Origin of the sequence: Acinetobacter sp. D009, from assembly GCF_038562025.1 — a bacterium.
GTDB lineage: Bacteria > Pseudomonadota > Gammaproteobacteria > Pseudomonadales > Moraxellaceae > Acinetobacter > Acinetobacter pittii.
This window is the reverse complement of record NZ_CP151886.1, coordinates 3,345,903-3,364,765: the sequence shown is the minus strand read 5'-3', so window position 1 is coordinate 3,364,765 and position 18,863 is coordinate 3,345,903. Positions and strand designations below refer to the sequence as shown.

18 protein-coding genes are annotated in these 18,863 nt (G+C 39.4%); 13 read left to right on the top strand and 5 right to left on the bottom strand.

Features of this window, described 5'->3' with window-relative positions; translation table 11 throughout:
- Window positions 1–107: 107 nt before the first annotated feature.
- The gene (locus tag AAC388_RS16055) at window positions 108–1,217 is read left to right on the top strand and encodes an endonuclease/exonuclease/phosphatase family protein (protein ID WP_342370919.1); all 1,110 of its coding nucleotides are present in this window, start codon (window positions 108–110) and stop codon (window positions 1,215–1,217) included.
- A gap of 698 nt (window positions 1,218–1,915) precedes the next feature.
- Window positions 1,916–3,202, top strand: a complete 1,287-nt coding sequence (gene gltP, locus AAC388_RS16050; protein WP_075383364.1) for a glutamate/aspartate:proton symporter GltP — start codon at window positions 1,916–1,918, stop codon at window positions 3,200–3,202.
- 55 nt (window positions 3,203–3,257) lie between these two features.
- Here the strand turns inward: gltP and AAC388_RS16045 are convergent, their stop codons facing one another.
- The 4 genes from AAC388_RS16045 to AAC388_RS16030 form a co-directional block, all read right to left on the bottom strand.
- On the bottom strand, window positions 3,258–4,358 hold the full coding sequence (locus AAC388_RS16045; RefSeq protein WP_075383363.1) for a glycosyltransferase family 4 protein: 1,101 nt from the start codon (window positions 4,356–4,358) through the stop codon (window positions 3,258–3,260).
- Window positions 4,359–4,623: 265 nt separating this feature from the next.
- Window positions 4,624–5,559, bottom strand: coding sequence for an LpxL/LpxP family Kdo(2)-lipid IV(A) lauroyl/palmitoleoyl acyltransferase (gene lpxL / locus AAC388_RS16040; RefSeq protein WP_342370918.1), 936 nt, complete (start codon window positions 5,557–5,559; stop codon window positions 4,624–4,626).
- 110 nt (window positions 5,560–5,669) lie between these two features.
- Complete coding sequence (locus AAC388_RS16035) at window positions 5,670–6,302, bottom strand: LysE family translocator (protein ID WP_342370917.1); 633 nt, start codon at window positions 6,300–6,302, stop codon at window positions 5,670–5,672.
- A 225-nt stretch (window positions 6,303–6,527) separates the two neighbouring features.
- Window positions 6,528–8,438 (bottom strand): ATP-binding cassette domain-containing protein, encoded by a 1,911-nt coding sequence (locus AAC388_RS16030; RefSeq protein WP_002114959.1) that lies wholly within the window; start codon window positions 8,436–8,438, stop codon window positions 6,528–6,530.
- Window positions 8,439–8,470: 32 nt separating this feature from the next.
- Between AAC388_RS16030 and AAC388_RS16025 the strand changes: the two genes are divergently transcribed.
- Window positions 8,471–8,716 carry a SlyX family protein gene (locus AAC388_RS16025; protein WP_002115104.1) on the top strand — a complete coding sequence of 82 codons (246 nt, stop codon included), beginning with the start codon at window positions 8,471–8,473 and terminating at the stop codon, window positions 8,714–8,716.
- Window positions 8,717–8,771: 55 nt separating this feature from the next.
- Here the strand turns inward: AAC388_RS16025 and AAC388_RS16020 are convergent, their stop codons facing one another.
- The gene (locus tag AAC388_RS16020; protein WP_342370916.1) at window positions 8,772–9,782 is read right to left on the bottom strand and encodes a zinc-binding alcohol dehydrogenase family protein; all 1,011 of its coding nucleotides are present in this window, start codon (window positions 9,780–9,782) and stop codon (window positions 8,772–8,774) included.
- Window positions 9,783–9,881: 99 nt separating this feature from the next.
- On the opposite strand from AAC388_RS16020, the gene AAC388_RS16015 reads away from it, so the two are divergent.
- The 10 genes from AAC388_RS16015 to AAC388_RS15970 all read left to right on the top strand — a co-directional run bounded on the left by AAC388_RS16015 (window position 9,882) and on the right by AAC388_RS15970 (window position 18,838).
- Window positions 9,882–10,259, top strand: a complete 378-nt coding sequence (locus AAC388_RS16015) for a helix-turn-helix domain-containing protein (protein ID WP_130173226.1) — start codon at window positions 9,882–9,884, stop codon at window positions 10,257–10,259.
- Between the two features lie 148 nt (window positions 10,260–10,407).
- Window positions 10,408–10,857, top strand: a complete 450-nt coding sequence (locus AAC388_RS16010) for a hypothetical protein (RefSeq protein WP_002114763.1) — start codon at window positions 10,408–10,410, stop codon at window positions 10,855–10,857.
- 35 nt (window positions 10,858–10,892) lie between these two features.
- Window positions 10,893–13,529, top strand: coding sequence for a type I DNA topoisomerase (topA, locus tag AAC388_RS16005; RefSeq protein WP_002115027.1), 2,637 nt, complete (start codon window positions 10,893–10,895; stop codon window positions 13,527–13,529).
- 88 nt (window positions 13,530–13,617) lie between these two features.
- Window positions 13,618–14,376, top strand: coding sequence for a hypothetical protein (locus AAC388_RS16000; protein WP_284091216.1), 759 nt, complete (start codon window positions 13,618–13,620; stop codon window positions 14,374–14,376).
- A 135-nt stretch (window positions 14,377–14,511) separates the two neighbouring features.
- A complete protein-coding gene (locus tag AAC388_RS15995; protein ID WP_016805985.1) occupies window positions 14,512–15,084 on the top strand; it encodes an HdeD family acid-resistance protein in 573 nt (190 codons plus the stop codon).
- A gap of 114 nt (window positions 15,085–15,198) precedes the next feature.
- Window positions 15,199–17,178: an ATP-dependent helicase gene (locus AAC388_RS15990; protein ID WP_342371589.1), complete on the top strand. Its 1,980-nt coding sequence runs from the start codon at window positions 15,199–15,201 to the stop codon at window positions 17,176–17,178.
- Between the two features lie 73 nt (window positions 17,179–17,251).
- The gene (locus AAC388_RS15985; protein ID WP_002115113.1) at window positions 17,252–17,491 is read left to right on the top strand and encodes an RNA-binding protein; all 240 of its coding nucleotides are present in this window, start codon (window positions 17,252–17,254) and stop codon (window positions 17,489–17,491) included.
- A 9-nt stretch (window positions 17,492–17,500) separates the two neighbouring features.
- Window positions 17,501–17,863, top strand: a complete 363-nt coding sequence (locus AAC388_RS15980) for an ASCH domain-containing protein (RefSeq protein WP_086265053.1) — start codon at window positions 17,501–17,503, stop codon at window positions 17,861–17,863.
- 80 nt (window positions 17,864–17,943) lie between these two features.
- Entirely contained in the window at window positions 17,944–18,447 is a 504-nt protein-coding gene (locus AAC388_RS15975; RefSeq protein WP_005066079.1) for a DUF6586 family protein, read from the top strand.
- Window positions 18,448–18,559: 112 nt separating this feature from the next.
- On the top strand, window positions 18,560–18,838 hold the full coding sequence (locus AAC388_RS15970) for a hypothetical protein (protein WP_002114792.1): 279 nt from the start codon (window positions 18,560–18,562) through the stop codon (window positions 18,836–18,838).
- Window positions 18,839–18,863 lie beyond the last annotated feature (25 nt).

Sequence of the window (18,863 nt, the reverse complement as noted above, 5' to 3'; positions counted from 1 at the left end):
ACAAAACACCATCTTTATTGAGTAGAATATCTTGTTTATGTTACATACAAAATTGATAAAGATGACAAAAACTTTAAAAAACAAATCATCTTAAAAGAGAAAATTCAATGATTTATATCGAAGTTCTAGCTGGTCTGGTGATTTGGTTAAGTTTCTGGTCACTTATTCCTCGTGATGAGTGGTGGTTTCGTGGTGCCGACTTCCCTCGGTTGCAGATTCTATTTGTTGGTCTTTTAGCCTTTATAGGAATGCTGTTTTGGTCCACCGAATGGAATCTCTGGCGTGAAGTCGTGCTGGCTGCGCTCATTGCTGCCATTGCCTATCAGCTTAAAATGATTTTGCCTTATACCTTGTTTTGGAAAAAACAGGTTAAACAGGTGAAGCCGTCTCAATTAGATCCACAAAAGCAGATTTCCTTAATTGTATCGAATGTGCTCACTCCTAATGATAAATATCATTTATTGCTTGAACAGATCAGGACATTAAAACCAGATTTACTGCTTACATTGGAAAGCGATAAGACATGGGAAAATGCTTTAAAGGAGATCGAAGGTGACTATCCTTATCGCGTTCCTGTACCCTTAGATAACCTCTACGGCATGCATTTATATAGTCGTCTACCTTTATCAAATACTGAAGTTAAATTTATTCTCAGTGATGAAATTCCCTCTATTCATACCACTGTGACTTTACGGTCTGGTATGCCGGTTCAACTCTATTGTTTGCATCCTAAGCCCCCTAGTCCAACTGAGGCGAAGGATTCGACTTTACGCGATGCTGAACTTTTAATTGTGGGTGACCAAATTAAAGATCTAGATGAAAGCTGTATTGTGATGGGTGATTTAAACGATGTAGCGTGGTCACGTACTACACGGTTATTTCAACGAATTAGTGGATTACTTGACCCGCGTGTTGGGCGACATTTCATTAATACTTTTCATGCAGATTATCCATTGTTGCGCTGGTCTTTAGACCATATTTTCCATAGTACCGATTTCGGTTTAGTGAAGATGCAGCGTTTACCTCATATTGGATCTGATCATTTTCCTGTCTATGTGGTTTTGCAGACTGGTCGAATATTTGAGCATATTCAAGAGGAATTGGAACAAACTCAAGATGATGAAGAAGAGGCACAAAGAGCTATCCAAGAAGGAATTGCAAAGGCTGAAGCCGAAGAAAAAGTGGTGAATGATAAAATTGCACAGCCTTATAAATAAAAAGAATATAAAAAGTGATGTAAGCAATATCGTACAAAGATTTGAGTCTAGGGCGAATAGGCAGAGGGTTATAAAAACCTTATTCTACATTCATCGGCAAACGGAACCGGGAATGGATAATCCCAAGTAAGGATACACAAAGCTGATATGGAATAGCATCACGGATCAGATGTTGGAACGGAAACGATAAAAATAATTATTAACCTGAAAGCACAACCTCATTTACCCGAGTTTTGCAGGACGCAGAACTCGGGTTGATATTTTTATATACCTTATTAAATTTATTGTAAATCATATAAAAATTTCCAAGATTATCTTATTTTTAAAATCTATTTAATTCGCGTTAAGCCTTCATAAATTTTCATGTACATGTGCGCAATTTTTAATGAAAAAAGATACAAAATTTTTTTTATCTAAGTTTTTGTTTTTATAGATTATTGATGAATAAATATAGGCTTTAATTTATTTAAAGATAAATTGGGGTTGTTTAATTAATAAATCTCAATAGAATGTGCCGATCGTTGACATGTTGGATCGTCAACAGGCATTGTTTTTTACTTCGCCGGATCGGCGGGTTGTGATTTGTTTGTACATTTAAATTTCTGTTTGGAAATTACTGTACATGTTGAGGTTTCACTCTTAGTTAGTGTTCTTCTCCCTCTCATATTTGATACTTTGCGGTGCATAAGGATTGTCTTATGAAGAATTTTAAATTTAGCCTTGCTTGGCAAATTTTAATTGCTTTAATCCTAGGGATAGTTGTCGGGGCTGTTTTACATAACCAGCCTGAAATCAAAGACAGTATTGTGAATAATGTTCTTACCCCACTTGGTAAGATCTTTATTAGCCTGATTAAAATGATTGTTATTCCAATCGTTTTCTCTACCTTGATTTTAGGTATTGCAGGTGTTGGCAGTACGAAAAGTTTAGGGCGACTTGGTTTTAAAACCATTCTCTATTTTGAAATTATTACGACTATTGCTATTTTGGTTGGCTTGGTTGCAGCAAATATTTTCCACCCAGGCTCAGGCATTGATATGTCTCAGTTGGTGCAGTCGGATATTTCTCAATATAAGCATACAACTGAAGAAGTTCAGTCACAGTCACATGGTTTAATTCAAACAATATTATCGCTTATCCCAACGAACATTATTAGTTCAATGGCGCATGGCGAAATGTTACCTGTGATTTTCTTTGCTGTGCTATTTGGTATTGGTTTATCTTCTTTGCCAGCAACCACTAAAGACCCATTACTAAACGTATTTCATGCAGTTTCAGAAACGATGTTCCGCGTAACGCACATCATTATGAAATATGCACCAGTGGGTGTATTTGGTTTAATCGCTGTAACTGTTGCTAACTTCGGTTTTGCTTCACTTATTCCATTAGGTAAATTAGTTGTATTAGTTTACGGTGCAATCTTCTTCTTTGCATTTGTTGTGCTTGGTTTGACTGCAAAAATGTTTGGAATCAACATCTTTATCTTGTTTAAGATTTTAAAAGATGAATTGATTTTGGCATATTCAACTGCAAGCTCGGAAACAGTATTACCGCGTATTATGCAAAAAATGGAAGCTTACGGTGCGCCAAAAGCAATTTCCAGCTTTGTGATTCCAACTGGTTATTCATTTAACCTTGATGGTTCTACGCTTTACCAAAGTATCGCGGCAATCTTTATTGCACAGCTTTACGGTATTGAAATGTCAATCAGCCAACAAGTTATTTTGGTTGTAACATTAATGATTACTTCTAAGGGTATTGCTGGTGTTCCTGGCGTATCATTTGTTGTGTTATTAGCGACATTAGGTAGTGTTGGTATTCCTGTAGAAGGCTTAGCATTTATTGCTGGTGTTGACCGTATTATGGATATGGCTCGTACTGCGTTGAACGTTGTTGGTAACGCGCTTGCTGTACTTGTAATCAGTAAATGGGAAAAACAATACGACTCTGAAAAAGCTGCCGCTTATGAAGCAACATTTAAATAAGATGGCTTTCTTTTAGTTGTAAAAAACCCGCGAATATCGCGGGTTTTTTATTGGGTTATTTCAAAACGCGTTGGTAAAGTTCTATTGTTTGATCACACATATCTTTTAAGCTAAACATAGTGATAGGAGCAACGATTTGAGGTTGTTCAATATGATTTTTCACCGTCTCGATTAATACTTTTTCATTTTCTGCTTCAACAAGACCTTGTGGGTATACATTCGATAAAATCTCGGCAACACCGCCACGGTTCCAGCCAATGACTGGCGTACCCACTGAAAGCGCTTCTAAAGCTGTTCTACCGAATGTTTCGGCTTGATTGGATAGAGAGAGCACAATATCGCTAAAAGCGAGCCATTCCCGAATATCTGAGCGATGACCTACGAAGGTAATTTTATTTGCGAGCCCTTTGCTTTGAATAGTACTTTGCAATTCACTTAAGTAAGCTTGCTTTTTGGCGTCAGCACCGCCGACAACAACCGCATGTAGCTGAGGATATTGCGTCTGAAGTTGATGCATCAGTTCAATTAAACTTTCATGCCCCTTTAAGCGTGTAATACGACCAGGTAAGCAAAGTAAAAACTTATTTTCAAGCTCAGGAAAGTCATTAAAAACTTGATTAAACCATTGTGCTGAAGGCTGGTAATTATGCGGAAAAGCGGCAGGGTCAATACCTCGATAAATCCGCACAATATCTTGCGGTGGACAGTTTTTATAATGGTCAGTGATGTACTTAACCACACTGTCAGAAACAGCAATCACTTTTTCAGCTTGAGTCATAATCGCACTATAACGATTAACTGAATAGAAACCATGTACAGTGCTAATGAGGTGAGGGCGTTTGTTTGCAGGTATTTTTCTCAAAGCGAAGTGAGTAAGCCAAGCTGGTACACGAGAGCGCACATGAACAATATCAGGTTGATGCTGTTCAATCAGCTTGCGTAAAGGACGGATTTGCCACAAGCTCGACAATGATTTTTTATGAATAGGCAGCGTTAAGTGCGTAGAACCTTCAGCTTCAAGTTGTGCAACCAAACGCCCGCCATTAGACACAACCAGAGATTGATGGCCCTGCGCAACCAGTGCACGTGCAATTTCCAGTGTGCCGCGTTCTACGCCACCGCTATTAAGTTCTGGGAGAAGTTGCATCACTTTCATTGTTTTTTGCCTTATACATTCATAAAAGATGGACCATCCATAGATACATCATTTCAAACTAAATCATTATCCGGAATTTACTATCGTGCTAGCGACATGGATGTCGCTGTTTCGCTGTGTTACAAGGAAGTAACATCAGCGGAACAAAGGATTTTTGCTTACTTTTTATCCTTAAAAAGTAAGGTCTGCCTATTCGATAGTATTTGAATTTCACTTTAAATTAAGGCTGTGTCTGTCATCAATTTAAAATTATCACAGCTTTATCTTAATAAATCTCTTCATATCCCTCTGGACGTGTCTTAAATCGGCGGTGGAACCACATATATTGAGTTGGTGCGATACGAAGCTGATTTTCAATAATCTTATTAACACGTGTTGCATCATCAATTTCATCTTCACTTGGCATATTGTCGACCGCCGGCTCAATCAAAATATGATATTTTGGGTCTTGTACATCGCCTTGACGATAAAAATATAAAGGAACTGCGACTGCCTTCGAGATTTTTAATAAACGGCGATGTGCAGTTACTGTGGCCGCTGGCACACCAAAGAATGGTGCCATCACCCCTTGCTTGAGTCCAAAGTCTTGATCGGGGCTATACCAAATTGCATCGCCATCTTTAAGGTGACGAATTAAACCACGCATATCATCATGGTCGATTTGTGCTTTATAAATGGTGCCACGGCAACGATAAATCAGCATATCGAGCAATGGATTATTTTGAGGGCGGTACACAACATCTGGCTCGAAATATTGAGCACAAACATACCCACCCGCATCAAGAAGCGTACTATGAGTACCCAATAATAAAACGCCTTTGCCCTGAGCTTGAGCATTGGTAATGTGTTCTAAGCCCTCAATGGTGACACGGTTTTTAAACCAGTAAGGCTTATACCATGCGTTTAATGTCTCAAAAATACCAAGCATCATATCTACAAAAACTTGCTTAGCTTGTTGCTGTACTTTTTCGGCTGACCATTCAGGAAAGCAAACTTCTAAATTACGAATAGTCGTTTTTCGGCGAGATTTTAAATATTTCCAAGCCAGATTTGCTAAGCCATGAGCCAGACGCCATTGAATTGCCCACGGCAAAATAGCCAAAAGCATTAAAAAAACGATGGCAATCCAAATACCCCAATATTTAGGCAATAAAAAGGACCATTGAAATTCACCGGGCGTATAAGGCTGCTTTTGGCTCATAACGATATAAAGAATTCAAAATTAAAACTGGCAAAAGTGTATCACGAACTGAATTTATCGTCGTAATACACTGTTGAATTGAGCGGTTAAGATGAGGAAGTAAAACGCGGTTATCGGCGATTTTCTAAAAGAATACGAACAGCAAGCCCAGCTAGCACTGTTCCCATAAGCCAATGTTGTATATTTGCCCAAAGAGGTTTTTGTTGAAGAAAAAGGGCAATGCTACCCGCAGAAAGCACAATCAGCGCATTTACCGAGACGCTAACAAAAATTTGAATAGTACCGAGCTGAATGGATTGCCATAAAATACTGCCTTGTTGTGGGTGAATAAACTGTGGCAATAACGATAAATACATAATCGCAATTTTAGGATTAAGTAGATTTGTAGCAAAACCCATTAAAAATAGTTTAGCTGGGGAGTCTACCGATAATTGTTTTACATCAAAAATTGGGGATGCATTGGGACGTAGTGCTTTCCATGCTAGCCAGAGTAAATAAATTGCCCCTGCAATGCGTATAGTGTCATAAGCATAAGGGACTGCGATAATAAGCGCTGTAATCCCGAAAGAAGCACAAAGCATATAAAATACGAAGCCAACGCCAACACCAGCGAGTGAAATAAATCCCGCCGTTTTTCCTTGGCAAATTGAACGAGAAATAAGGTAAATCATGTTTGGGCCAGGGGTAAGCACCATTGCCAAGCAGATTAATCCGAATGCTAAAATTTGAGAAAGATCTAGCATAAAAAATACTCGAATATTATTATATGGGTAGATATAACATAATTATTTTTATAAGTCTTATATTCAATTAGAGCTATATTTTAAACTATTAAGGCTGACTACATTTAATCACTCATCATGTATTTTTCATAGATTTTTAGCTTTCAAATTTATAGATATTCTATAAAAAGCCCCCTTAATTTAAGGAGGCTTTTTTGTTATTTAAATTGTAGGAAAGAACACAAATTAATTTCCTTTACTCATTTGCTCAAGTTCATCCCAACGCTCTAATTTTTCAAGTAATACCTCTTCAATTTCTGCGAGACGCTGACTTGCTTTAGTTGCTTCATCGGCATTACTGACAAACCACGAACCATCTGCCAGCTTGTCAGAAAGCTCTGCTTGTTCAACTTCTAGTTTCTCGATTTCGGCAGGAAGTTGCTCAAGTTCACGTTGGTCTTTATAGCTCAGTTTGACCTTTTTAACGTTACTTTGTGCAGCGGCTTTTTCAGCTTCGGCTTTTGCCTGAGCTTTTTTAACATCAGACTTTTGGTCTACGACTTTATCATCTGGACGTTGCTGCAAATAGTCTTGGTAGCCACCAATATATTCTGCAATATTACCTTTACCATCAAAGACCCAAGTCGATGTTACGACGTTGTCCATAAATGCACGGTCATGGGAAATGAGTAACAGAGTACCTTTATATTCAGAAAGCATCTCTTCAAGAAGCTCAAGAGTCACCATATCCAAGTCATTGGTTGGTTCGTCCATCACAATCAGGTTTGATGGTTTAAGTAATAATTTAGCAAGCAAAATACGGTTACGTTCACCGCCAGAAAGAGCTTTTACTGGGGTGCGTGCACGTTCAGGTGAGAACAAGAAATCTTGTAAATAGCTATAGATATGACGGCGGTTGCCATTTACATCAACGAAGTCAGAACCTTCTGAAACGTTAGCCATGACTGTTTTTTCAAGGTCTAAGGCATTACGTAATTGATCAAAATAGGCTACTTCTAACTGTGTACCTGTCTTAACAGAACCACCGTGTTCGATTTCACCTAAAATGGCTTTAATTAACGTTGTTTTACCAACACCGTTATCGCCGACTAGACCAATACGGTCACCACGCATGACAAGTGTAGAGAAATCTTTAATCAGTGGTTTGTCGTCATAAGATACGCTTAAGTGCTCAATATCAAATACTAATTTCCCAGAGCGATTTGCTTCTTGAGTCGCCATGCTCACTTTGCCTTGTTGTGAACGGCGAGCTTTCGATTCTTCACGTAAAGCTTTTAAGGCACGAACACGACCTTCATTACGGGTACGACGAGCTTTAATCCCTTGGCGAATCCAAGCCTCTTCTTCAGCTAACTTTTTATCAAATAAAGCATTTTGTTTCTCTTCTGCTTCCATTTGCTGAGCTTTAAGCTCTAAATAGCGTGAATAGTTGCCTTCGTAGCCACGTAAAATGCCGCGGTCAAGTTCAACAATTCGAGTCGCAATGCTGTCTACAAAAGAACGGTCATGCGAAATAAATAGAAGCGTTAAATTATTTTGATCGAGTAGGAATTTTTCTAGCCACTCAATACTTTCAACATCTAAATGGTTCGTCGGTTCGTCTAGAAGTAATACGTCTGGCTGTGTTAAAAGAGCACGAGCGAGTAAAACACGGCGTTTACGTCCACCTGAAAGATCTGCCAAATCTGCATTTGGATCGAGTCCCATTTTACTTAACAGGGCATTGACCTTGTTTTCGAGTGCCCAGCCGTCGAGTTGGTCGAGCTTATGCTGTAGGTTGCCCATACGGTCACAAGCTTCCATATCTCCCAGCATACAAGCATCAGTTGCTTCATGATAAGCTCTGAGTACTTCGGCAGCTTCGCCTGCGCCATCAGCTACAATGTCAGCAACCTTACCTGAATCCATTGGAACGTCTTGGGCTAACATTGAAACAGTTAAACCATTTTGAATAGAAACTTCACCAGAATCCGGTAATAGGCTTCCCTCGATCAGTTTAAGTAAAGTAGACTTACCTTCACCATTACGACCAATTAAACAGACTCGTTCGCCACGTTCTAGATTAAAGTTCGCGCCATCGAGCAGGGCAGGTCCGCCAAAAGCAAGTTGGACATCCCTTAGGGTAATATAGGCCATAATGTTTTCCAGAATCTCAAATGAGGATTTAAATGACTAAACCACCATATCATGATGATCAAGCGTCATTTTCCGCACCCATTGAAGATTTGCAAGTGCGAATTACATTTTTGGATGATTTAGTTGAACAATTAAATCAACAACTCGCTATTCAAACTCAAGAAATAGCTGATTTGAAAAAACAAATGCAATTTCTTTATCAACGTGTTGAATCGTCGGATTTGTCAGAAGGCATTGCACCTTTTGATCCATTAACGAATAAACCTCCCCACTATTAATAAAAAGGCAAGTTCGATACTTGCCTTTTTATTGGGGAATATTTTCCAATTTTGTTTAAAAACCTTGTAAGACGATCTTACCTTTTGTTGTACCACTTTCAATTTGCTGATGAACTCGTTTTAAATTTTTAGCATTAATTGGACTTATAACTTCTGTCACAGTCGTCTTAATTTTTCCTTCATCAACTAGCTTGCTGACTTCATTTAATAGTTCACTTTGTTTTGCCATATCTTCGGTCTGGAACATTGAACGTGTAAACATAAATTCCCAATGCACTGATACGGACTTCGATTTAAACGGTTTGATATCTAACTGTTCAGGATCATCAATAAGTCCGAAACGGCCTTGCGGTGCAATCAACTCTACAATATCTGCTAAATGCTGATCTGTTTGAGTAGTCGAGAATACATATAAAGGTGCAGTTAAACCTAATTGCTTGATTTGGGCTGCTAAAGGTTGACGATGATCCAACACATAATCTGCTCCAAGTTGCTTAACCCAGTCTTGAGTTTCTGCTCGTGAAGCTGTTGCAATAATTGTTAGGTTAGTCAGCTGTTTAAGAAGTTGAATGGTGATTGAACCTACACCGCCAGCTCCACCAATCACTAATATTGTTGTGTTTTCTGGTGCGTTCTTTGGCACTTGTAGACGATCAAATAACATCTCCCAAGCCGTGATTGCAGTTAAAGGGAGAGCTGCAGCCTCGGTTGCTTCTAAAGTTTTTGGTTTATGGCCAACAATACGTTCATCAACGAGCTGTAATTCGCTATTACTACCTTGACGATTAAGAGCACCTGCATACCAAACAATATCGCCAATCTTAAATTGAGTAACTTTATCTCCAATCGCTTCAACTACACCTACTGCGTCCCAGCCAAGAGTTTTCCACTGATTATTCTCAGGGCTTACATTCTTTCGAATTTTAGTATCTACCGGATTTACTGAAACAGCTTGTACACGAACAAGTAAATCGTGTCCTTCAGCAATAGGGGCATCGAGTTCAATATCGACGAGTGCTTCTGGCGATGTAATAGGCCCCGCTTTTTGATATGCCACAGCTTTCATAATGATCATTCCTCTTGTTGAGAGTTTGATCATAACGTAAGCTTAAAATAAGTGACTACAGACAAATAACGCTCATAGTGTTAAAAAGGATACTGTAAAATGGCAAAAGCAAGACATTCAAGTTTTGATTGCTCTCCGGGATGTTCAGTGGAGGCGGCGATTAGCTTGATTGATGGAAAATGGAAATGCGTCATTCTTTGGCATTTATTTAATGAAGGCACCTTGAGGTTTAACGAAATTCGAAAGCGTGTTCCGAGCATTACCCAAAGAATGCTGACAAATCAGCTACGTGAATTGGAACAAGATGGAATTATTCATAGAGAAGTCTATCCTCAGGTACCGCCTAAAGTGGAATATTGCCTGACTGATTTGGGACAAAGTCTTGAGAAAATTCTATTTGCTTTAAAACAGTGGGGGGATGCTCATATTGACCAATTTGGGAAGCTGACACTTGTGGATCGTAATTCGAATCCTTAATTATATTTGAGTTAGCTCATCGTAATTTGCACTGTGAAATCTGACTATTTTTAAGCTTGCCCCTGGATTGGGCATTATTTTTATGATGAAACTTGCGTTTTCTGGTCAGCTTATGCAACTCTAATAAAAGAGATTAATAGGTTTTGCTATGGACAATATGGGAATTTGGGTTACCGTTATCATTGTTCTTTTCGTACTAGGCTCCATTTTTGGTTTAAGAGTGAGCCCACGTGAAAAGGCACTTGGTATTATGCGTGATAAAGCTCGTAAAATGGGTTTACACCCGCGTGTAATCGTTGCACCTGAATGGACACATGTCCCAATGGCGACTGAAAAGCGTGCCAGCATGGTTGCTTATTATAGTGTATTGATTCCCGATGCCCGTTTATCTTTAATGCGTGCTCGTGTTGTAGACGGCAAATTAAAAGTAGTTCAGGGTGATGAGAAATTTAATGATTCTCCCATTGCATTAAAAGGGATTTATGCTATTGATATGCAGGCAAACTGTGTAGGGCTTTATTGGGATGAGGAATCAGACCTGAGAGCAACACAATTAGATGAGATGAAGGCTTATCTGTTGAACTTGGCTAAAGCCTGATTTTTAAATTTATTGGTATAGGAATAACATTTTATATGGCGAATACCTCGCGCTCTGCATCTCAAAGCACAGCATCTACTGCACCTGCTGCACATAAACGTGCCTTAGTGATTGTGGAGTCGCCTGCCAAAGCGAAAACCATCAATAAATATCTGGGTTCGCAATACATTGTAAAGTCTTCTGTAGGTCACGTGCGTGATTTGCCAACAGGTGGCAGTAAATCAACTGAGAAAAAGCCCGCTGCACGGACTAAACTCACTGAAGCAGAAAAAGAACAAAAAGCCAGTCAGGCTTTAGTTAATCGTATGGGGGTTGATCCTGAACATGGTTGGGAAGCTCATTACGAAGTTCTGCCAGGTAAGGAAAATGTTGTTGCTGAACTAAAGAAACTCGCCAAAGATGCTGATGCAATCTATCTCGCAACGGACTTGGATAGAGAAGGGGAAGCCATTGCTTGGCACCTAAGAGAAGTTATTGGTGGTGATGACAGTCGTTATCATCGCGTGGTATTTAACGAAATTACTAAAAATGCTATTCAAGAAGCATTTAAACAACCTACCCGCCTAGATTTAAACCGAGTTAATGCTCAGCAAGCACGCCGTTTCTTAGACCGTGTTGTTGGCTTTATGGTTTCACCATTGCTGTGGGAAAAGATTGCCCGTGGTTTATCGGCAGGTCGTGTACAGTCTGTAGCAGTGAAACTGGTTGTAGAGCGTGAAAGAGAAATTCGTGCTTTTATACCAGAAGAATACTGGCAAGTTTTTGCAGATACTCAAGCCAAGAAAGATGACATTCGTCTTGAAGCAGTTAAGCAAGCTGGTAAAACCCTTAAACTGAAAAATAAAGCTGAAACCGATGCTCTATTAGACGTTTTAAAAGGTGCTGAATATAAAGTTGCACAGCGTGAAGATAAACCGACTAAGGTCAATCCAAGTGCACCGTATATCACTTCAACGCTGCAACAGGCTGCAAGTACACGTCTAGGTTTTTCTGTAAAGAAAACCATGATGTTGGCGCAGCGTCTATATGAAGCAGGTTTTATTACCTATATGCGTACTGACTCAACATTCTTGAGTGATGATGCAGTAAGCATGGTACGTGCTCATATTGAAAGCCAATTTGGTGAGAAATATTTACCTGCAAAGCCAAACCGCTATGGAAACAAAGCCGGTGCTCAAGAAGCCCATGAAGCAATTCGTCCTTCTAATGTTGCGCTTACAGGTGACCAACTTGCAGGTGTAGAGCGTGATGCTCAGCGTTTATATGATTTGATCTGGCGTCAGTTTGTTGCTTGTCAAATGACTCCAGCAGAATATTTATCTTCAACTTTAACGGTTGAAGCTGCAAATGTTGAATTGAAGGCAAAAGGCCGTACGCTTGTATTTGATGGTTTTACACGAGTGCGTGGTGCTAACAAGTCTGATGACGATATTATTTTGCCTGCAATTAAAGTAGGTGAAATTTTAAAATTAGAGAAGTTAGACCCAAGTCAGCACTTTACTAAACCACCTGCACGTTTTACTGAAGCTTCTTTGGTTAAAGAACTCGAAAAACGTAGTATTGGTCGTCCTTCGACTTATGCAGCGATTATTTCTACAATTCAAGAACGTGGCTACGTTAAGTTGGAAAACCGCCGTCTTTTCGCCGAAAAAATGGGTGAAATCGTGACAGATCGACTTGATGAAAGTTTCAATAACTTGATGAACTATGCCTTTACAGCAGACCTTGAAGGGCAGCTCGATAAAGTTGCAACAGGCGAGCGTAACTGGAAAGAGTTACTTGATACTTTCTATGGTGACTTCAAAAAACGTCTTACCAATGCTCAAGGCGAGCACGGCATGCGCCGTAACCAACCGGTTGAAGTGCCAGCGGTACATTGTCCTGAATGTTCACGTCCAATGCAGATTCGTACAGGTACAACAGGCGTGTTCTTAGGTTGTTCTGGGTATAACTTACCACCTAAAGAGCGTTGTAAAGGTACTTTGAACTTAACGCCAGTTGAGTCCTTAGCTGCTCTTTCTGATGATGATGGTGCTGAAACCGCAGACTTGATGTCAAAACATCGTTGTGCGAAATGTGGCACAGCCATGGACAGCTATGTGATTGATGGTGGTCGTAAACTGCACGTATGTGGTAACAACCCTGACTGTGACGGTTTTGAGCTCGAAGAAGGTGAGTTCAAGATTAAAGGCTACGATGGCCCAACCATTCCGTGTGATAAATGTGATGGTGAAATGCAGCTTAAGACTGGTCGTTTTGGTCCGTATTTCGCTTGTACAAGTTGTGACAATACTCGTAAGGTCTTGAAAAGCGGTCAGCCTGCACCTCCACGTGTAGAACCGATCAAAATGGAACATTTGCGCTCAACAAAGCATGATGACTATTTCGTGTTGCGTGATGGTGCTGCTGGTTTATTCTTGGCTGCAAGTAAATTCCCGAAAATTCGTGAAACACGTGCGCCAAAAGTTGCGGAATTGCGTAGTGTTGCTGCTCAGCTTGATCCTAAATATCAATTTATTTTACAAGCACCAGATGTGGACCCTGAAGGTAATCCGACAGTTGTGAAATTCAGTCGTAAGAATCAATCACAATATGTAGGCTCGGAAACTCCAGAAGGTAAACAAACCAAATGGAGCCTAATTTATCAAAATGGTAAATGGGTTGAGGGCTAATTAAGTCCACAATAAAAAATGCTAGCTCAGCTAGCATTTTTTATATCTAAAACAATAAAAGAAAATTTTAAATGTATGGGGAAAAAGAATGTGGAAAAACATTCGAGTTTTATGTTTGTTAATTATTTTATTGATTGTTGCTGTTCAGGCATGGCGAGATCAAAACCAAGACTGGAATCAACCTATTGTTGTCGTTTTACATCCTATTAATGCAGATGGTTTGCAGACAACGCAGAGCTATATCCATCAGTTAAAATACACTGATTTTGAGAGAATAAGAAATTATTTGGGAGAATGGTCGCAACACTATCGTGGTCAATCAGGAAACTTTGTAATTCGTTTAGGTCAGCCGTTACAGCAACGACCTCCTGAGGTTCCTCAAAATGCCAATATCTTTCATGTAATGTGGTGGAGTTTAAAGTTCCGTTTTTATGCATGGCGACATCAACAACCTGAAGACAATGGGGCATCACTTAAACTTTATTTAAATTATTACGATCCCAATTATCAAAAAGTTTTGATCCATTCGACTGCTTTGGAAAAAGGTCGTATTGGTAGTGTGAATTTATTTGCGACTAAAACACAAGCTTCCCAAAATCAGGTTGTGATTGTTCATGAGCTATTACATGGCTTTGGGGCACAAGACAAATATGATTTAAAAACTGGTCAACCGCTTTATCCTCTAGGTTACGCGCACCCTGAAAAAGTGCCTTTATATCCGCAAATTGACGCTGAAATCATGGGTGGTCGAACACCATTATCTGAGCAGAGCAGTAAAATGCCGAATGGTTTACATGAAACGATAATAGGTTTACTTACAGCTCAAGAAATTGGTTGGGTGAAATAAAATTGTGGATAAATACTGCTTTATCCACATTAATTGATAAGAAACGATGCAGATCTTATACAGACAAAAAATGTGAAGTGGATCACTATTATTAGGTAGATGAAATTCTAATACCTGATAATAAGAGTAGCCATGATGAAAACTGTCGGTAATGATTTGGTGCGTAATCAGTTACATGCTGATCGTAAGTGGTATTTGATATTAGGCTTTGTGCTTATTGGCTTCGGTCTGATTTTGTTTAGTTCATTACCATTTGCGACCTTTTCAGTCGTTTTTTTATTTGGAATACTCATGATGGTCGGAGGTGTTTTACATCTTGTTGCGGCTATTAGTGTTTTTAAAGGCGCAAGCCGATGGTTATGGGCACTGTTTGGTGTACTTTATTTAATAGCGGGTTATTACGCTTTTTCTACTCCTGTAAAAACCGCGGTAGTTTTAACAAGCTTACTATCGATTGCACTTATCATCGCTGGGACTATACGTACAATAAACGCGATTTTACTTAAGCCAATTACGGGCTGGGGCTGGACTTTATTCTCCGGATTATTAACACTCGCTACAGGTATTTTAATTTTGGTTTCTAAAGATTCACCTTTTTGGGTGCTAGGAATGTTCCTTGCTATTGATATCCTATTTCAAGGAATTAATTTTCTAGGTTTGGCTTCTGCGATTAAGCATCTACCATCTAGTTCAAAAACAATATCTTAAATAAGAAAATTGAAACAAAGAGCACTTTAGGTGCTCTTTTTGTTTTTAGGGCGAGCAGACGCATCTATGGTTGGGTCTGTTAAACTATGTCTTGGTGTTTTAGCGATATGTGTTATGAGTCTTGCAAAATTAATTAATGAACTAAATGCTCAGCAAAAAAAAGCAGCCACGACATCTGCGCAGAACTGTTTAGTTTTGGCGGGTGCTGGTTGTGGCAAGACAAAGACAATTGTTGCACGTGCCGCCTATTTAATTGATCAAGGCTTACCAGCGAATCAAATCCAGATTTTAACTTTTACTCGACGTGCTGCGAGTGAGATTGTTGCAAGAGTAGAGCAGCATGTAGGAGCACAGGCAAAGGGTCTAAGAGCTTCGACTTTTCATACTTTTTGTATGTATTTACTGCGCCGTAATCCACAAGCTTTTGGCTTAAATCAATTTAGTATTATTGATCGCGATGATCAGTTACTGATGTTCCGTTTATTAAGAGGTAAAGACAAAGATAATGTTTTACCTAAAGCGGCAGAGCTGTGTGATCTATATTCCTATGCAAGAAATACTCAAACCAAGCTTTCTGAAGCACTGCTTAAGCAACTTCCAGAAGCCTATGAGCACAAGGCACAAATTGCTGAGTTGATGAAAACTTATGAGCAACGTAAAAGAGAGCGTAATTTTTTAGATTACGACGATATCTTGTCGATTGTGGCTGTTCATTTACAAAACTCAGAAGCGTTGACCAATTGGGTGGCAGGCTTTTGTCAGGCATTGCTAGTTGATGAAATGCAAGATACAAACCCTTTGCAATGGGCTTTGTTGCAGCCTTTAATTGGTAAAGTGAAGTTATTTTGCGTGGGTGATGACGCTCAGTCCATTTATGGCTTTCGTGGCGCAGACTTTGAAAATATTCATTCTTTTAAAGAACGAATATCCGATGCAGAAGTACTTACACTCGCTTTAAATTATCGCTCGACTCAAGAAATTCTAGATTTATCAAATTGGTTATTGGCACATAGCCCAATTGATTATCAAAAACAGCTACAAGCGCATCGTGGTCAAGGGCAAAAGCCACAGCTACATTTGTTTGGTAATGAGTTTGAAGAAGCAAACTGGATTGCACAAGATTTAATAACGCGGCATCAGCAAGGTGCAAACTGGCATGACCACATGGTGTTAGTCCGTTCTAGCTATAGTGCTCGATATCTAGAAGGGGCTTTTATTGCTGCTGAAATACCTTATCGTTTTATTGGTGGGGTAAAGCTTCTTGAGTCGGCCCATGTAAAAGATGTACTGAGCCTGCTACGTATTGTGAGTAACCCTCACGATGATTTGGCTTGGATGCGTTTTTTAACCTTGTGGGATGGGATCGGTGATGTTGGTGCCAGTAAGTTAGCCCAAGAGCTGATGGGAATTGTTGATGTCGAGGAGCGCTGTCAGCGACTTGAACGTCATGGCAAGGTACCTCTACAAGCGATTTTAATTTTAAAACAACTAGATGTATTACAGCAGCATGTCGAGGCAAGTATTGGCTTGGCTCTTGATGCTTTAGGTGAACAGCTAGAGCAAAATTATAAAACTAAAGATTGGTCGCGTCGTTTAAAAGACTTTGATTTGGTTAAGCAACTTGCACGAAAGCATGCGTCGTTAGGTGAATTCCTTGAGGAGTATGTACTTGAGCCGATTTCAGTTTCTGAAATTGAAAAAGCTGCTGATCAAGATTTGGTAACTTTAATTACGATTCATTCAGCTAAGGGTGCCGAACAGAAAGTTTGTTATGTACCTCACGTATCGCCAAATCAATATCCTTATGCAAGGGCTCAGGGTGATTTTGATGATGTTGAGGAAGAACGCCGTGTGCTATATGTTGCCTTAACGCGTGCTGAAAATGAATTAATTTTGACGAAGCAAAATCTTAATACGTGGTCGCAAGACACTTATGATGAGCAAGGTCGTAAAGTTGAGAGTTATTTCTTAAATGATCTGCCTGCACACTTGGTTCAAGCAAAAATTCATAGGCAAGTACCTCAGCAATTTACTAAAAAACAATGGAACAGATCTCCTGCAGTAAATTTAGGTTTTGGTATCGATCTGGACTAAACTACTGTATAAGACGCTGTGATTACTTAAATGTATATTGGCCCTCCCTTTTATTGCCAATTAAGGTTAGAAAATGAAAATATTAGTTCGTAATTTAGATCGTGCTGTAAGTGAAGCTGAAGTTTTAGAGTTGTTTAAGGCATATGGTAAAGTTGATACATGTGTTCTTGTGACTGATAAAGACACAGGTAAATCGAAAGGCTTTGGTTTTGTTGAAATGCCGAATCCACGTGAAGCGATTAAGGCAATTAAAGGCTTAAATACGCTTAAAGTTAAAGGCTATGGAATTCGAGTTAAAGCAGCCGAAGAATAAGTTTTTCTGATGAAAAGACAATTTTTAGCTCTCTCGATTGTAACGCCCAATGGTATTCGTATTGCTGAAGGTATCAAAACACTTGAAGTGCGTTCATGGGTGCCTACGCAGTTACCAGTGAAAGATCTATTAATTGTCGAAAACCAGAACTTTCTGATTAAAGATACTGATGAAGAGGAAGGAGTTGCTGTCGCTTTAGTTGATGTCGACTCTATTCATGCTTGGCGAAATGACGAGGTCAATTTAGCCTGTGCATCTGCTTGGAGTGAAGGCTATTTTGCTTGGGTCTTAAGTAATGTCCGTCCTATAAAACAGCCAGTGAAAATTTTAGCTAAACGTAAAATTTATCAAGTTGAGCTGGATTTACCATAAATAACGTTGATTTTATCAATGGAGTCGTTAAGCTAAGAATAGCTATTGCAATGGCGATTTTAGAACAGGAAAGTTTAATTATGTCACGTGTTGCTCGTTATCATGCCGATCGTACCAATCAGAAGCTCTATTTTGCACGTTTAGCGTGTCAACAGGCAGAGCAGACCGATCATGTGCAGCAGGTACAAGCTTACCGTGAAGCAGCTGTATTTCATTTACATGGCGCAATGTTAGCGTTCTTACAAGAATTGGTACGTTATTACCGTTTAAATGATTTGCAACCCACCTTAAAATCTATTGAGGAACATATGGCGGCAAAAGGACAGGTTTCCCCTGAAGTGTCCGTTTTGCAGCAATTGGCAAAAGATGGTTTTGTTGCAGAGTTAAAACGAGCTTATCGTATGTGCCAATACGCCCCAGAACCAAAAGAACCGACTCCTGAAGAAGAAACTTCTTCTAACCTTATTATTAAAGTGACACAAGGGCCTCAGTCTTGGTTGCCAGATGTTAAAATCTTGCGTGAATGGCACCGAGAATTAAGTCATTTAATTGATGGTTTTCGTAACGAAATGGTCGAGTTCTAAAATTAAACTGCCTAGATGCTTGAAATTTAGACTAGGTGTGCCTATATAAATAAGACAAGAGATGCAAAGTGCAAGGGTGCTTTGCCACCATGTTGAAACATGGAGGAAGTATATGTCTATACAGCAATTGAAAGAGTTATTTGGAAATCAAGAAGCAGTGTTGGAATTAGTTCAACTCGAAGGTGGTGAACTCGCCTTGCGTAATGCAGGTTCTGAGAATGAACCCTTGGTTAAAATTCAATTTAGCGATGAAGTCAAAGCAATCTTGGGTGAGCAGACTCCAGTTGTTGCTCAGCATATGATTCAGGCTGCATTGTTTGGACTGCTGGAAAAGCAGGTAAACGAGTGGCAGGCTGAGGTATTAGACGAACAGCCTAAATTCTTGAGTTAAAAAAAGCGTACTCTTGAGTACGCTT

Excerpts from the sequence above, each read along its gene's own strand:
- AAC388_RS16015 (WP_130173226.1), top strand. The coding sequence starts at position 9,882 with ATGGCAAAAGCAAGACATTCAAGTTTTGATTGCTCTCCGGGATGTTCA.
- AAC388_RS15975 (WP_005066079.1), top strand. The coding sequence starts at position 17,944 with ATGTCACGTGTTGCTCGTTATCATGCCGATCGTACCAATCAGAAGCTC.
- AAC388_RS16055 (WP_342370919.1), top strand. The coding sequence starts at position 108 with ATGATTTATATCGAAGTTCTAGCTGGTCTGGTGATTTGGTTAAGTTTC.
- AAC388_RS16035 (WP_342370917.1), bottom strand. The coding sequence starts at position 6,302 with ATGCTAGATCTTTCTCAAATTTTAGCATTCGGATTAATCTGCTTGGCA.
- gltP (WP_075383364.1), top strand. The coding sequence starts at position 1,916 with ATGAAGAATTTTAAATTTAGCCTTGCTTGGCAAATTTTAATTGCTTTA.
- AAC388_RS15990 (WP_342371589.1), top strand. The coding sequence starts at position 15,199 with ATGAGTCTTGCAAAATTAATTAATGAACTAAATGCTCAGCAAAAAAAA.
- AAC388_RS15995 (WP_016805985.1), top strand. The coding sequence starts at position 14,512 with ATGAAAACTGTCGGTAATGATTTGGTGCGTAATCAGTTACATGCTGAT.
- AAC388_RS16010 (WP_002114763.1), top strand. The coding sequence starts at position 10,408 with ATGGACAATATGGGAATTTGGGTTACCGTTATCATTGTTCTTTTCGTA.
- AAC388_RS16000 (WP_284091216.1), top strand. The coding sequence starts at position 13,618 with ATGTGGAAAAACATTCGAGTTTTATGTTTGTTAATTATTTTATTGATT.
- lpxL (WP_342370918.1), bottom strand. The coding sequence starts at position 5,559 with ATGAGCCAAAAGCAGCCTTATACGCCCGGTGAATTTCAATGGTCCTTT.
- AAC388_RS15970 (WP_002114792.1), top strand. The coding sequence starts at position 18,560 with ATGTCTATACAGCAATTGAAAGAGTTATTTGGAAATCAAGAAGCAGTG.
- AAC388_RS16025 (WP_002115104.1), top strand. The coding sequence starts at position 8,471 with ATGACTAAACCACCATATCATGATGATCAAGCGTCATTTTCCGCACCC.
- topA (WP_002115027.1), top strand. The coding sequence starts at position 10,893 with ATGGCGAATACCTCGCGCTCTGCATCTCAAAGCACAGCATCTACTGCA.
- AAC388_RS16045 (WP_075383363.1), bottom strand. The coding sequence starts at position 4,358 with ATGAAAGTGATGCAACTTCTCCCAGAACTTAATAGCGGTGGCGTAGAA.
- AAC388_RS15980 (WP_086265053.1), top strand. The coding sequence starts at position 17,501 with ATGAAAAGACAATTTTTAGCTCTCTCGATTGTAACGCCCAATGGTATT.
- AAC388_RS15985 (WP_002115113.1), top strand. The coding sequence starts at position 17,252 with ATGAAAATATTAGTTCGTAATTTAGATCGTGCTGTAAGTGAAGCTGAA.
- AAC388_RS16020 (WP_342370916.1), bottom strand. The coding sequence starts at position 9,782 with ATGAAAGCTGTGGCATATCAAAAAGCGGGGCCTATTACATCGCCAGAA.
- AAC388_RS16030 (WP_002114959.1), bottom strand. The coding sequence starts at position 8,438 with ATGGCCTATATTACCCTAAGGGATGTCCAACTTGCTTTTGGCGGACCT.